Raw genomic sequence first — 15,100 nt, forward strand, 5'->3', positions numbered from 1 at the left:
TAGTATTAAGGTTATAATCTATGAAGAGGAGGATTTTATAATGGAAGATAAGAAAATAATGTGTAAAGATTGCGGTAAGGAATTTGTTTTCACAGTTGGAGAACAAGAATTCTACAAAGAAAAAGGATTTGATAATGATCCAGTAAGATGCCCTGATTGTAGAAGAGCAAGAAAGCAACAAAGAAACAACAGAAACTTCGATAGATAGTAGAAATTAACAGCTGCTAAAAAATGATTAAAAGCATTTTTTAGTAGCTTTTTTGATACTTATTTAAATAAATAAAATGGGGAGATTGATTTGGATATAGTTGCTTTAAAATTAACGATTATAAAGAAATATGTAATTACATTCTTTAAATGGGTTATGGTTGCAGGAATTACAGGACTAATAGGTGGCTTAGTGGGGAGTGCTTTTCATATTAGTGTTGAATATGCCACAAATCTTAGAATGAAAAATGATTGGATAATATTTATATTACCTTTAGGTGGAATTGCTATAATATATTTATATAAATTATTTAAATTGGGTAATAATATGGGAACAAATTTAGTTATAGATTCTATTCGTACTGATGGGAAAGTTCCATTTGTCATGTCACCTCTTATATTTATAAGTACTGTAATAACTCATCTTTTTGGAGGGTCAGCTGGTAGAGAAGGAGCAGCATTGCAGTTAGGTGGTAGTATTGGTTCCCAGGTAGGAAAAGTTTTACGTCTAGATGAAAAAGATATGCATTTAATTACCTTATGTGGAATGAGTGGTGTTTTTTCAGCATTATTTGGGACACCTTTAACAGCTACTTTTTTTTCTATGGAAGTTATAAGTGTTGGAATTATTTATTATTCTAGTTTTATTCCTTGTATTGTTTCGTCGATTGTAGCTTATGAAGTATCTTTGTTTTTTGGACTTGAACCAGTTCGTTTTAACATAAATATTATTCCAAGTTTTTCAATTGAAAACATGATAAGAGTTGCTGCTTTAGGTGCTTTATGTGCTTTAGTAAGTATTTTATTCTGTGAAACATTACATAAAACTAATAAACTTTTAATTAAATTAATAAAAAATAATTATATTAGAATATTTTGTGGTGGTTTAGCTATAGTTGCCTTTACGTTTTTGGTAGGATGTAGAGATTATAATGGTGCAGGAATGGACATTATAACTAATGCTATGAATGGGCATGCAAAGCCGGAAGCATTTATTTTAAAAATTATATTTACAGTTATTACTATAAGCGTTGGATATAAGGGTGGAGAAATTGTTCCTACATTTTTTATAGGGGCTACCTTTGGGTGCGTTGTAGGAAATTTAATTGGCTTGGATCCAGGATTTGGAGCAGCAATAGGCGTTGTAGCATTGTTTTGTGGTGTAGTTAATACACTTATTACTTCTGTAATATTAAGCATAGAACTTTTCGGGTCAGGTGCTGTTATTTTATTCGCTATTGCTTGTGGTGTTAGTTATATGCTATCAGGATATTATAGTCTTTATAGTAGTCAAAAAATTGTATATTCAAAGCTTAAAGCTGAATTTATAAATCGAAGTGCAATGTAATAGATTTATAAATGTTTAAATATCACTATATTTATTTATATTTTATTATAAATAAATATAGTGATATTTTTTTGTGTTTTTGAAGGTAAATGTATTATAAAGATAAAAAAAATAATTATATGAATCAATATTAGAGAAGGATATATAAGTAAAAATCTACATTTGAAAGTTGTTTAGCGATTTTTATATATGATTAAAAGTAAATGTATGAAAAATAAATTTATAACAATAATAGTATAGTAGATAAGTATTATTGATATGATTTTAATGTTAAGGAAGAATGATTTTAGAAACATATAATACGAATGATTATATTATGAATATAAATTAAAGTTCGGTAAAAATGCGTTTTTTAAAATAAATAACAGTGAGTTGGTTGACAACATACGTATTTGATGCTAATCTTAAAATACAAACACGAAAATTATTATTAAAATAAATCATAAAGTTCGCTAAACTGTTAAGTTAAAACCAAATTAATAATTTTTGGAGGAATGAATTATAATGTTAAATATTAAAAGCATATTTGTTGAAAAAAAGAGTGGATTTGATGTAGAAGCTCAAGGGTTATTAAGAGATTTTAAAGAAAATTTAGGTGTAAATAACTTAATAAGTGTAAGGCTTATAAATAAATATATTATTTCAGATATAAGTGAAAAATATTATAAGAAAGCATTACATACTATTTTTTCAGAGTTAACAGTTGATAATGTGTATGAGTCAGAATTAAAAATCAATGATGATGAAGTAGCATTTGCTGTTGAATTTTTACCAGGTCAATATGATCAAAGAGCAGATTCGGCTTCAGAATGTATATCATTGTTAACTGAGAAAGATAAGGTGGATGTAAAGTCAGCTAAAATAATTATATTAAAGGGAAATATTACAAAAGAAGAAATTGATAATATAAAATCATATTATATAAATCCAGTAGATTCTAGAGAAGTAGATATAAACAGTAAAGAGATTATATCCATTTCAAACTTACCTAAAGATGTTCTTATATTAAATGAATTTAGAGAAAAAAATTTAGAAGAATTGAAAAAATTCCATTCAGATTATGGTCTTGCTATGAGTATTGAAGATCTTATTATGATAAGAGATTATTTTATAAAAGAAAATAGAGACCCATCAATTACAGAAATTAAAGTCATTGATACTTATTGGTCAGATCACTGTAGACACACTACTTTTTCTACAATACTAGAAAATATAGAATTTGAACATAATAAATATACTTTACCAATTAAAAAAAGTTATGAAAATTATATAAAATCTAGAGAATATGTATATGGAGAAAAAGATAAAGATCAAACTCTTATGGATATTGCCGTTATAGCAATGAAGGAACTTAGAAAAAGAGGAAAACTTAATGATTTAGATATATCAGAAGAAATAAATGCATGCTCAATAAATGTAAAAATTGACACAGATAAAGGTTTAGAAGATTATTTAGTAATGTTTAAGAATGAAACACATAATCATCCAACTGAAATTGAACCTTTTGGTGGAGCGGCAACTTGCTTAGGAGGTGCCATAAGAGATCCACTATCAGGTAGAACTTATGTATATCAAGCCATGAGAGTTACAGGTTCAGGTGATCCAACAGTTGCTGTAGAAAAAACTTTAAAAGGAAAGCTTCCTCAAAGAACTATAACTTTAGGAGCAGCTCATGGATATAGTTCTTATGGAAATCAAATAGGACTTGCAACAGGTGAAGTTCAAGAAATTTATCATCCGAATTATATAGCTAAGAGAATGGAAATAGGAGCAGTTATTGCAGCAGCACCAAAAGAAAATGTTGTTCGTGAAGAACCTAAATTAGGTGATGTAATTATTTTACTTGGTGGAAGAACAGGTAGAGATGGTGTAGGTGGAGCTACAGGATCATCAAAAGAACATACAGTGGATTCATTAAATGAATGTGGTGCAGAAGTTCAAAAAGGAAATGCACCTACAGAAAGAAAAATTCAAAGATTATTTAGAAATTCAAAAGTAGCAAAAATGATAAAAAGATGCAATGATTTTGGAGCCGGTGGAGTATCAGTTGCTATTGGAGAGTTATGCAGAGGATTAGATATAGATTTAGATAAAGTTACAAAGAAATATGATGGATTAGATGGAACAGAACTTGCAGTTTCAGAATCACAAGAAAGAATGGCAGTAGTTGTATCTAAAGAAAATGCAGAAGAGTTTATAAAGCTTTCAAATAAAGAAAATTTAGAAGCAACATTAGTGGCTAATGTTACAGATACTGATAAACTTAGATTGTTTTGGAGAGGCAAAAAAATAGTAGATTTAGATAGAAGGTTTTTAGATACAAATGGAGCAAAACAAAAAGTATCTGTAGAGGTTAGTGGTCCAACTGAGTATCCATATGAAGTTTCAAATGTTAATGTAAAAGATACATGGATTAGTAAATTAAAAGATTTAAATATAGCGTCTCAAAAAGGATTAGTTGAAAGATTTGATTCAACTATTGGTGCAGGAACAGTGATTATGCCTTTTGGTGGGAAATATGCAAGTACTCCAGCAGAAGGAATGGCAGCTAAGATACCTGTACTTGGAGGAGAAAGTAAAGATGCTACAATAATGACATTTGGATTTAATCCATATTTAGGTACTTGGAGTCAATATCATATGGCTTATTATTCAGTAATAGAATCAATAACTAAACTTTCAGCTATGGGTGGAGATTATAGAAAAGCAAGATTAACTTTCCAAGAATATTTTGAAAAGTTAGGTAAGGATAAAACAAGATGGGGTAAACCTTTTTCAGCATTACTTGGAGCTTATGAAGCTCAAATGCAACTTGGAATTGCAGCAATTGGAGGAAAAGATTCGATGTCAGGAAGTTTTGGAGATTTAGATGTACCACCTACATTAGTTTCATTTGCAGTAGGGGTTGAGAAAGCTAATAAAATAATTTCTCCAGAATTTAAAAATACAAACTCAAAGTTAATATTACTTAAAACTGAAAAATTAGAAGACGGCACTATAGATATGAATAAATTTAAGAAAAATTTAGAAGTGCTTTATAAATTAATAGTTGATGAAAAAGTTATATCAGCATCAGCAGTTAAGTTTGGAGGAGTTTCAGAGTGCTTAACAAAGATGTCTCTTGGAAATAGAATTGGTGCTGAATTTAGTAATTTAACTAAAGATGAACTTTTTGGATTTAATTATGGAAGTTTATTATTAGAAGTTAAAAATGAAGTTGATGTAAATAAAGAATTTAAAGATTGTTTATACAAAGAAATAGGTAAAACTATTTGTTCTCAAACATTAATATGTAAGGAATATGATTTAGATTTAGAAATTGAGAATTTAGAAAAAATATACGAAGAAAAATTAAGTACTGTATTTAAGATAAAAACTGAAGATGTTTCAGAAAAGATAAAAACTGTTTTATATGATAAAAAAGAAGTTTTATCACCAGCTATTAAATTAGCTAAGCCAAGAGTTGTGATTCCAGTATTCCCAGGAAATAATTGTGAATATGATTGTAGAAGAGCTTTTGAAAAAGAAGGTGCAGAAGTATCAGAAGTAATATTTAGAAATATAACTAAAGAAGCATTAGTAGATTCAATAGAAAGACTTAAATCTGAAATTGATAAGTCACAAATAATAATGATTCCAGGAGGATTTTCAGCAGGGGATGAACCAGATGGATCGGGAAAATTCATAGCAACTGTATTTAGAAATGAGAAAATTAAAGAGTCAGTAATGGAATTATTAAAGAATAGAGATGGGTTAACATTAGGAATTTGTAATGGCTTCCAGGCTTTAATAAAGTTAGGGTTAGTACCATATGGAGAAATTATAGATATAAAAGAAGATATGCCTACGTTAACTTACAATAGTATAAATAGACATATGTCTTCCATAGTTAGAACAAAAATAGTTTCAAATAAGTCACCTTGGTTTAATGAAGCAAATTTAGGAGATATACATTCAATAGCAATTTCCCATGGAGAAGGAAGATTTGTTGCCCCAGAAAGCTTAATAAAGAAACTAATAAACAATGGGCAGGTGGCTACTCAATACGTTGATTTTGAAGGAGAAGTAGCACTTAATATGCCATATAACCCTAATGGCTCTATGTATGGAATTGAAGGGATAACAAGTCCTGATGGAAGAGTTCTTGGTAAAATGGCTCATTCAGAAAGAATAGGTGAAAATTTATATAGAAATATTCCAGGAGATTTTGACCAAAAGATATTTAAATCAGGAGTTAACTATTTTAAATAAGAATTGGTTTAAATTTAAATAGAATAATTTTTAAAATTTAAGCATTATGTCAATGAAAAATTATAAAATGCCCAGAATTTAAGAATTTAAGAATTTAAGAATTTAGGAGGATTAACTATGAAAGTAGCAATATTTTTTGGAAGTAAATCAGATACAGAAGTTATGAGAGGAGCAGCAAATGCTTTAAAAGAATTTAATGTTGATTATAAAGCATTTATTCTTTCAGCTCATAGAGTTCCTGAAAAATTAGAAGAAACTATAGAAATGGTTGAAAAAGAAGGTTGTGAAGTAATAATTGCTGGTGCAGGACTTGCAGCACATTTACCAGGAGTTATTGCATCAAAAACAATACTTCCAGTAATAGGAGTGCCTATTAATGCAGCACTTAATGGATTAGATTCATTATATTCAATAGTGCAAATGCCTAAATCAATTCCAGTTGCAACTGTTGGAATAAATAATAGTTATAATGCAGGAATGTTAGCATTACAAATGTTAGCGTTAAAAGATAAGGAATTAAGAGGAAGATTGATCGAATTCAGAAATAATATGAAAAAGAATTTTATAGATGAAAATGGGGAAGGTGTAGAACTATAATGGAAAAACTAGAAATGTTATATGAGGGAAAAGCCAAAAAAATATATGCAACAGATAATGCTGATGAAGTAATAATTTATTATAAAGATGATGCAACAGCTTTTAATGGAGAAAAAAAGGGGCAGATTGCAGATAAAGGTGTATTAAATAATAAGATTACATCAATATTATTTGAACAATTAGAGAAACAAGGAATAAAAACTCATTTTATTAAAAAACTAAATGATAGAGAGCAGTTATGTAAAAAGGTTGAAATAGTTCCGTTAGAAGTAATAGTAAGAAATGTAGCAGCAGGTAGTATGGCTAAAAGATTAGGACTTAAAGAAGGAACAGAGCTTAAAACTACTGTATTTGAATTTTCTTATAAAGATGATGAATTAGGTGATCCATTAATTAACAGTTATCATGCAGTAGCAATTGGGGCTGCTACTTTTGAACAAATTAATACTATTTTAGATATGACAGCTAAGATTAATAATATATTGAAAGAAGCATTTGCAAAAGAAAACATAAATTTAATTGATTTTAAAATAGAATTTGGTAAGTGTTCAGATGGAACTATAGTTTTAGCTGATGAAATTTCACCTGATACTTGTAGATTTTGGGATGCTACTACAGGAGAAAAGTTAGATAAAGATAGATTTAGAAGAGATTTAGGAAATGTAGAAGATGCTTATATTGAAATATTAAAAAGAATATCTAAATAATAACCATACAATTAGAAATCTAAAATAATGAGAATGCTTTAAAAAAGTGTTGATACATTTAATATAAATCTATATTTTATGTATCAACACAAATATCGAATATGATTATAAGAATGAATTATAAATGGAATATAATTTTTATATTACAAGCCTTAAATTAAGTTAAGAAAGGGATATATAGATGACAAATTCAGAGTTTGAATTAATTATAGATCCAAGTTTGGACAAATTTAAAGATGAATGTGGAGTCTTTGGAGTTTATACTAATAAGCCGTTAGATGTTGCTTCAATGACTTATTATGGACTTTATGCACTACAACATAGAGGTCAAGAAAGTGCAGGGATTGCAGTAGCTGATGGAGAAAAAATAGAAATGCATAAGGGGCTAGGACTAATTACAGATGCATTTAAACAAGAGGATTTGATGAATTTAAAAGGTAATATAGCTATAGGGCATGTTAGGTACTCTACAGCTGGTGGCAAAGGAATAGAAAATGCTCAACCAATACTTACTACTTCTAAAATAGGCTCAATTGCAATGGCTCATAATGGCAATTTAGTTAATGATGATGTTATAAAAGAATTGCTTGAAGATGCTGGCCAAATTTTTCATACATCAAGTGATTCTGAGGTAATAGCATGTCTTATAGCAAGAAGTGCAAAAAAAGGGCTTACAAAAGCTGTAGTTGATGCAATATCGGCTATAAGAGGTTCATTTGCATTAACAATTATGTCAAAAGATAAATTAATTGGGGCTAGAGATCCTCATGGAATCAGACCACTTTCACTTGGAAAGATTGATGAAGGATATGTGTTAACATCAGAAAGTTGTGCTTTAGATGCAATAGGCGCTGAACTTGTAAGAGATATTGAACCTGGAGAAATTGTTATTATAGATGATAAAGGCGTTAATTCTTATAGATATTCTGAAAATACGTTGTGTCAAACATGTGCTTTTGAATATATATATTTTGCAAGGCCTGATTCTAAAATTGATGGATTAGATGTTCATACTTCAAGAGTTAGAGCAGGAGAACAATTATATAAAGAACATAAGTTAGAGGCAGATTTAGTGATTGCAGTTCCTGATTCAGGTATACCAGCGGCTATAGGATATGCTAAGGCATCAGGTATTCCTTATGATACTGGATTTATTAAGAATAGATATGTAGGTAGAACATTTATATCTCCATCTCAAGAAATAAGAGAAAGATCAGTTGCTGTTAAGTTAAATCCATTAAAAACAAATTTAGAGGGTAAAAGGGTAGTTTTAATTGATGATTCAATTGTAAGGGGAACAACTTCAAAATATTTAATAGAATCACTTAAACGTGCTGGAGTTAAAGAAATAAGCTTTTTAATTGCATCTCCAAGTGTTAAATATCCTTGTCATTTTGGTATTGATACACCATATAGAAGTGAACTTATTGCTGCAAATAATTCGGTAGAAGAAATAAGAAAAATGATTGGAGCAGATTATTTAGGATATTTAAGTGAAAATGGTGTAAAAGAAAGTTGCAAGGGAAAAGAAGGATTCTGTATGGGTTGTTTTAATGGAGTTTATCCAGTTGCTACACCAGTTGAAGAAGAATAATAACAATTGACAATGAAAAATTCACAGTGATTAGATAAAAATTAAAGTTAACTACCTAGTATATTAGAAAATTATCATTAGTTGTAAAACATCAACTGTTAACTGAATAAGGAGTGTTATAATGATTACTTACAAAGAAGCAGGCGTTAATATAGAAGAAGGTTATAGATCAGTAAAGTTAATAAAAGAATATGCAGCTAAAACAATGAGCAAATATGTTTTAAATGGTCTTGGAAGTTTTGGAGGAATGGTTGAACTTCCATCAGGATATGAAAAACCAGTATTAGTTTCTGGTACTGATGGAGTTGGAACAAAATTAGAAATAGCTTTTAAAAATAAGAAATATGATACTGTTGGAATTGACTGTGTTGCTATGTGTGTAAATGATATTTTATGTCATGGAGCTAAACCATTATTTTTCTTAGATTATATTGCTTGTGGGAAACTTGAAGCAGAAGTTGCATCTGATTTGGTTAAAGGAATTTCAGATGGATGTATTCAATCTGAATGTGCATTAATTGGTGGAGAAACAGCAGAAATGCCAGGATTCTACGATGAAGGTGAATATGATATGGCAGGTTTTGCAGTAGGCATAGTTGATAAAGATAAAATAATAAATGGAAGTAATATTAAAGAAGGAGATAAATTAATAGGAATTGCTTCTTCTGGAATACATTCTAATGGTTATTCATTAGTGAGAAAAGTCTTTAAAGATTTAAATGAAGAGTTTAATGGAGAAGGAGTTTGGAAAACATTAATTACTCCTACTAAAATTTATGTTAAACCTATACTGAAATTATTGGATGAGTTTGAAATTAAGGGAATGGCTCATGTTACTGGTGGTGGATTTATAGAAAATGTGCCAAGAATGTTTAATGGAAGAGAATTAACTGCGGTAATTAATAAAAATTCATATCCACTTCCAGGTATATTTGAAAGAATTATTGAAAAAGGCGTAGATAAAGAACATATGTATAATACATTTAATATGGGAATTGGATTTGTTCTTGCTGTAGATGAAAAAGATGTTGATTCTATAATAAAAGCTTTAATTGCAATGGGTGAAAAAGCTTATGAAATAGGTTATGTAACATCTGGAGGTGAAGGTGTTTGTTTAAAATAGCAGTTTTAGTCTCAGGTGGTGGAACGGATCTTCAATCTATTATAGATGCTGTAGAAAATAAAGAAATAGAGTGTAGCATTGAAATGGTAATTGGCAGTAAAGAGGGAATATATGCATTAGAAAGAGCTAAAAATCACAATATACCTACTTATGTTGTTAGTAAAAAAGAGTATAAAGATAAATCTTCAGATAAAGTTTTAGAACTTATAAGAGGTAAAGTTGACCTAATTGTTCTTGCTGGATATTTATCTATATTAGATGGGAAAATATTAAAAGAATTTAATAATAGAATAATTAATATTCATCCATCATTAATTCCAGCTTTTTGTGGTCCAGGAATGTATGGGTTAAATGTTCATAAAGCAGTTATAAAAAGTGGAGTTAAATATTCAGGATGTACAGTTCATTTTGTGAATTCTGAAGTAGATGGCGGAGCAATAATTCTTCAAGATGTTGTTAAAGTTTATTTTGAAGATGATGCTGAAAGTCTTCAAAAAAGAATATTAGAAAGAGAACATATAGTATTGCCAAGAGCAATTAAACTGATTAGTGAAGACAAAGTAAAAATTTTTAATGGTAGAACAAAAATAGTTGAGAACTGAGGGTGGTTTTTATGAAAAAAAGAGCTTTAATAAGTGTTTTTAATAAAGATGGAGTTTTAGATTTTGCTAAGTTTTTAGTTTCTAAGGATGTTGAAATAGTATCAACTGGTGGCACTTATAAATATTTAAAAGAAAATGGTATTGATGTAATTGAAATTAATGAAGTTACTAATTTCCCAGAAATGTTAGATGGTAGAGTTAAAACTCTTCATCCATTAGTTCATGCAGGAATTTTAGCTATAAGAGATAATAAAGAACATATGGAAGTTTTAGAAGAAAGAAAAATTCATACAATAGATTATGTTGTAGTTAATCTCTATCCATTTTTTGAAAAGGTAAAAGAAGATTTATCTTTTGAAGAAAAAGTTGAATTTATAGATATTGGTGGACCTACAATGCTTAGAGCAGCAGCTAAAAATTTTCAAGATGTAGTTGTAATTTCAAATATAACTGATTATGAAGTTGTTAAAAATGAGATAGAAAATAATGGAAAAGTATCATTAAACACAAAGAAGAAATTAGCAGGTAAAGTATTTAATCTTATGAGTGCGTATGATGGAGCTATTGCAAACTTTATGCTAGCTGATGAAGATGAATATCCTGAATATCTTTCAGTTTCATATAAGAAAATGCAAAACTTAAGATATGGTGAAAATTCTCATCAAAGTGCAGCTGTTTATTCTTCAACAATGTTAGATGGAGCTATGAATACTTTTGAAACTTTAAATGGAAAAGAATTATCTTACAATAACTTTAAAGATGTTGATATAGCTTGGAGATGTGCTAATGAATTTGATGAACCAGCATGTTGCGCGTTAAAGCATAATACACCTTGTGGAGTTGCAGTAGGAAAAGATTCATATGAAGCTTATATGAAGGCTTATGAAGTTGATCCTACATCAATATTTGGTGGAATTATTGGATTTAATAGAAAAGTAGACAAAAAAACAGCAGAAGAAATGGTTAAAATATTTTTAGAAGTTATAGCAGCTCCTGATTATGATGAAGATGCGTTAGAAGTATTAAAAACTAAAAAGAATTTAAGAGTTCTTAAATTTAATAATACTCCAAAGTCAGAGAAATATATGGTAAGTGTTGATGGTGCAATACTTATACAAGATGAAGATAACAAACTTATTGATGAAATAAAAGTAGTAACTGAAAAGAAGCCAACAGAAGATGAAATGAAAGATTTATTATTTGGAATGAAGGTAGTTAAATATGTTAAATCTAATGCGATTGTTGTTGCACATAATGGAATAGCATTAGGTATTGGAGGCGGTCAAGTAAATAGAATTTGGCCAACAGAAGATGCCTTAAAGAGAGGAAAAGGAGCTACTATATTAGCTTCAGATGCATTCTTCCCATTTAGAGATGTTGTTGATCAGGCAGCTGAAAATGGAATAAAAGCAATAATTCAACCAGGTGGCTCTATGAGAGATCAAGAATCAATAGATGCATGTAATGAACATGGAATAGTAATGGTGTTTACAGGATTTAGACATTTTAAACATTAGCCTAAGCTTTTAAACAGCATTGATATTGTAGTATAAAACTCATGGACTGAGAAATTTGCTTTAAGAGATCTAAAATAAAGCTTAGTCCAATTAATGTATACGCTCAATCAAAGATTGTGATAAGTAGATAATTTGACAAATCTTTATTAAGAATTCTAAAAAGCAAATTTCAATGACAATTCGCAATTATACTAAAATATCAATTGTTATAAATCATATTCAAATAGTTTAGTTATCTATTGGAGTTTAGGAGGAAGATTATATGAAACTACTTTTAATTGGATCTGGTGGAAGAGAACATGCTTTAGCTTGGAAACTAGGAAAAAGTAAAAAGGTTGAAAAAATATTTGTAGCTCCAGGTAATGGTGGTACTGCTATTCACAACAAATGTGAAAATATAAATATAACTGATATAGATGAATTAATAAGTTTTGCGAAAAAAGAATCTATCGATATAACAATAGTAGGTCCAGAAGATCCTTTAACAAAAGGTATAGTTGATAAATTTAAGAAAGAAAATTTAAAGATTTTTGGACCATCTAAAGATGGAGCAATACTTGAAGGAAGTAAGAGTTTTTCTAAGGATTTCATGAAAAAGTATGGTGTTAAAACAGCTGAATATGCTACATTTACAAATGTTAATGAAGCTTTAACATATTTAGAAAATTGTACTTATCCAATAGTTGTAAAAGCAGATGGTCTTGCAGCAGGGAAAGGTGTTATAATTTGTGAAAATAAAGATCAGGCTCAAAATGCTGTTAATACATGTATGGTAGATGATGTGTTTAATGGGGCAGGACAAAAAATTGTTGTTGAAGAATTTTTGGAAGGAGTTGAAGCTTCTATACTTTCAATAACTGATGGAAAAACAATAATTCCATTTATATCAGCTAAAGATCATAAACAAATTTTCGATGGTGGAAAAGGTCCTAATACTGGTGGTATGGGAGTTTTAGCACCTAATCCATATGTAACAGAAGAAGTTTTAAATGATTTTAAAGAAAATATAATGGATAAAACATTAGTTGGAATAAAAGAAGAAGGCTTTGATTTTAAGGGAATTATATTCTTTGGTCTTATGATAACTAAAAAAGGAACATATCTTTTAGAATACAATGTTAGAATGGGTGATCCAGAGACTCAATCAGTTTTATATTTAATGGAAAGTGATCTTTTAGAAATTATTGAAGCAGCATTAAATGAAAAGTTAAATAAAGTAGAAATTAAATGGAATAAAGGTGTATGTATAAATGTAGTTTTAGCATCTAATGGATATCCAAATAAATTTAATAAAGGATATGAAATAAAGATAGATGAAAAAGTAAAAGATAAGGTATTTTTAGCAGGAGCCAAATATGAAGATGGAACTTTAAAGACAAATGGTGGAAGAGTTTTATCAGTTATAGGATGTGGTAATAATATAGAAGAAGCTAGAAATGAAGCTTATTCCAATATTGAAAGTATACAATTTCAAGGGGCTTATTTTAGAAAAGATATAGGACTTTAGTATTAATTTTGAATAGTTTTATACTTATGATATGTTTTTTTATAAATGTAAACAATTTTAAGTTTTATAATTAAATTAAAATATAAAAATTTTTATACAAGAATATAATTAAAATTTAAAAAGTATTTTGAAATAAATAGACTATTTAAAGTATTATAATACAAGGGTTTTGGAATGATTAAACTGTATTACTATTAAAAACAAAATAATGAAAATAATTAAAGCAAGCTTTATTTTTAATTACACACTGGTCAGACCAGTGTGTTTTTTTATATTATTTTTTATTTTCTTTAAATTGCTTAATTATAATACCCAAAATGTTAATTGACCATTTAGTGTTAAGTAATTACTATATGTATGTAAATAAATGTTTTGGCTAGCCTTTGCAAAATTACTTAGAGGAGATTAAATATGGAAAAATTATTTTTAAAGAAATTTTTAAAAGGTATATTCTCAGACACATTTGAAGTACAGTTTTGGGATGGAACTACTGAAAAATTTGGTGAAGGAGATATAAAGTTTAAAATAATAATAAATGAACGTCTACCAAAAAGTAATATTTTAAAAGATCCATTTTTAACCTTTGGCGAAGCATATATGAATAATATTATAGACTTCAAAGGAAATATTCAAGAAATTATAGAATCTGCATATAAAAATAAAGATAGTTTTTTAAATAAGTCATCATTATTTGAAAAATTATATAAAGTTAAGCCAAACTCTATAAAAAATAGTAAAGAAGACATACAATATCATTATGACTTAGGTAATGATTTTTATAAATTATGGTTAGATAAAACTATGAGTTATTCTTGTGCTTATTTTAAATCTTCTAAAGATTCTTTATATGAAGCACAATTAAATAAGGTTGATCATATATTAAAAAAATTAAATTTACATTCAGGAGAAAAATTATTAGATATAGGTTGTGGTTGGGGAGAACTTATAATAACTGCTGCCAAAAAATATGGTGTTAAGGCCCTTGGAATAACTTTAAGTGAAGAACAATTTGCTAAAGTAAATGAACGAATAAAAGAAAATAATCTTGAAAATCAAGTAGAAGTTAGATTGATAGATTATAGAGAATTATTAAAAACAGGTGAAAAATTTAATAGGATTTGTAGTGTAGGTATGCTAGAGCATGTTGGTAGAAAAAACATACCTGTTTATATGGAAACTATAAATAATTTATTAGAAGAAAACGGGATATCTTTACTTCACTGTATAACTACTCAAACTGAAAGTGAAGCAAATCAATGGATAAAAAAATACATATTTCCAGGAGGATACATACCATCAATTAGAGAGCTAGTTTATAATATGGCAGAAGAAGATTTACATTTAGTAGATTTAGAAAGTTTAAGATTACATTATGGTAAAACATTAGAATGTTGGGCTGAAAGTTTTGAAGACAATTTAGATAAAGTTAAGGAAATGGGGTTTGATGATAAATTTATTAGAATGTGGAGATTATATTTAAATTCTTGTGCAGCTTCATTTAATTATGGAGTAATAGATTTACATCAATTTTTATTTACAAAAGGATTAAATAACGAATTACCTATGACAAGAAAATATTTATATACTGAATAATTAGAAAAAGATTGCTATCTTAAAATTATATTTTAGATAGTAATCTTTTTTATT

11 protein-coding genes are annotated in these 15,100 nt (G+C 28.3%); all 11 read left to right on the top strand.

Annotation, left to right across the window (positions count from 1 at the left end; genetic code table 11):
• The first annotated feature begins 40 nt into the window (after window positions 1-40).
• The 11 genes from BGI42_RS05105 to BGI42_RS05155 all read left to right on the top strand — a co-directional run bounded on the left by BGI42_RS05105 (window position 41) and on the right by BGI42_RS05155 (window position 15,046).
• Window positions 41-208, top strand: a complete 168-nt coding sequence (locus tag BGI42_RS05105) for a zinc-ribbon domain-containing protein (RefSeq protein WP_069679290.1) — start codon at window positions 41-43, stop codon at window positions 206-208.
• A gap of 156 nt (window positions 209-364) precedes the next feature.
• Window positions 365-1,555: a chloride channel protein gene (locus BGI42_RS05110; protein WP_420825938.1), complete on the top strand. Its 1,191-nt coding sequence runs from the start codon at window positions 365-367 to the stop codon at window positions 1,553-1,555.
• A gap of 504 nt (window positions 1,556-2,059) precedes the next feature.
• Window positions 2,060-5,806: a phosphoribosylformylglycinamidine synthase gene (locus tag BGI42_RS05115; RefSeq protein WP_069679292.1), complete on the top strand. Its 3,747-nt coding sequence runs from the start codon at window positions 2,060-2,062 to the stop codon at window positions 5,804-5,806.
• A gap of 117 nt (window positions 5,807-5,923) precedes the next feature.
• Window positions 5,924-6,403 carry a 5-(carboxyamino)imidazole ribonucleotide mutase gene (gene purE / locus BGI42_RS05120; RefSeq protein WP_069679293.1) on the top strand — a complete coding sequence of 160 codons (480 nt, stop codon included), beginning with the start codon at window positions 5,924-5,926 and terminating at the stop codon, window positions 6,401-6,403.
• Window positions 6,403-7,110, top strand: coding sequence for a phosphoribosylaminoimidazolesuccinocarboxamide synthase (purC, locus tag BGI42_RS05125; protein ID WP_069679294.1), 708 nt, complete (start codon window positions 6,403-6,405; stop codon window positions 7,108-7,110). The genes purE and purC overlap by 1 nt, the downstream gene beginning before the upstream one ends.
• A 181-nt stretch (window positions 7,111-7,291) precedes the next feature.
• Window positions 7,292-8,704, top strand: coding sequence for an amidophosphoribosyltransferase (gene purF, locus BGI42_RS05130; RefSeq protein ID WP_069679295.1), 1,413 nt, complete (start codon window positions 7,292-7,294; stop codon window positions 8,702-8,704).
• A gap of 121 nt (window positions 8,705-8,825) precedes the next feature.
• Window positions 8,826-9,827 carry a phosphoribosylformylglycinamidine cyclo-ligase gene (gene purM / locus BGI42_RS05135; protein WP_069679296.1) on the top strand — a complete coding sequence of 334 codons (1,002 nt, stop codon included), beginning with the start codon at window positions 8,826-8,828 and terminating at the stop codon, window positions 9,825-9,827.
• Window positions 9,815-10,429 (top strand): phosphoribosylglycinamide formyltransferase, encoded by a 615-nt coding sequence (gene purN, locus BGI42_RS05140; protein WP_069679297.1) that lies wholly within the window; start codon window positions 9,815-9,817, stop codon window positions 10,427-10,429. The genes purM and purN overlap by 13 nt, the downstream gene beginning before the upstream one ends.
• Before the next feature lie 11 nt (window positions 10,430-10,440).
• Window positions 10,441-11,946, top strand: coding sequence for a bifunctional phosphoribosylaminoimidazolecarboxamide formyltransferase/IMP cyclohydrolase (gene purH, locus BGI42_RS05145; RefSeq protein ID WP_069679298.1), 1,506 nt, complete (start codon window positions 10,441-10,443; stop codon window positions 11,944-11,946).
• Between the two features lie 262 nt (window positions 11,947-12,208).
• Complete coding sequence (gene purD / locus BGI42_RS05150; protein WP_069679299.1) at window positions 12,209-13,453, top strand: phosphoribosylamine--glycine ligase; 1,245 nt, start codon at window positions 12,209-12,211, stop codon at window positions 13,451-13,453.
• A gap of 411 nt (window positions 13,454-13,864) precedes the next feature.
• Window positions 13,865-15,046: an SAM-dependent methyltransferase gene (locus BGI42_RS05155; protein WP_069679300.1), complete on the top strand. Its 1,182-nt coding sequence runs from the start codon at window positions 13,865-13,867 to the stop codon at window positions 15,044-15,046.
• Window positions 15,047-15,100 lie beyond the last annotated feature (54 nt).

Source organism: Clostridium taeniosporum, from assembly GCF_001735765.2.
GTDB lineage: Bacteria > Bacillota > Clostridia > Clostridiales > Clostridiaceae > Clostridium > Clostridium taeniosporum.

Coding starts and splice junctions, on each gene's coding strand:
- purD (WP_069679299.1), top strand. CDS start 12,209: ATGAAACTACTTTTAATTGGATCTGGTGGAAGAGAACATGCTTTAGCT.
- purC (WP_069679294.1), top strand. CDS start 6,403: ATGGAAAAACTAGAAATGTTATATGAGGGAAAAGCCAAAAAAATATAT.
- purH (WP_069679298.1), top strand. CDS start 10,441: ATGAAAAAAAGAGCTTTAATAAGTGTTTTTAATAAAGATGGAGTTTTA.
- BGI42_RS05110 (WP_420825938.1), top strand. CDS start 365: ATGGTTGCAGGAATTACAGGACTAATAGGTGGCTTAGTGGGGAGTGCT.
- BGI42_RS05155 (WP_069679300.1), top strand. CDS start 13,865: ATGGAAAAATTATTTTTAAAGAAATTTTTAAAAGGTATATTCTCAGAC.
- purE (WP_069679293.1), top strand. CDS start 5,924: ATGAAAGTAGCAATATTTTTTGGAAGTAAATCAGATACAGAAGTTATG.
- BGI42_RS05105 (WP_069679290.1), top strand. CDS start 41: ATGGAAGATAAGAAAATAATGTGTAAAGATTGCGGTAAGGAATTTGTT.
- purF (WP_069679295.1), top strand. CDS start 7,292: ATGACAAATTCAGAGTTTGAATTAATTATAGATCCAAGTTTGGACAAA.
- BGI42_RS05115 (WP_069679292.1), top strand. CDS start 2,060: ATGTTAAATATTAAAAGCATATTTGTTGAAAAAAAGAGTGGATTTGAT.
- purM (WP_069679296.1), top strand. CDS start 8,826: ATGATTACTTACAAAGAAGCAGGCGTTAATATAGAAGAAGGTTATAGA.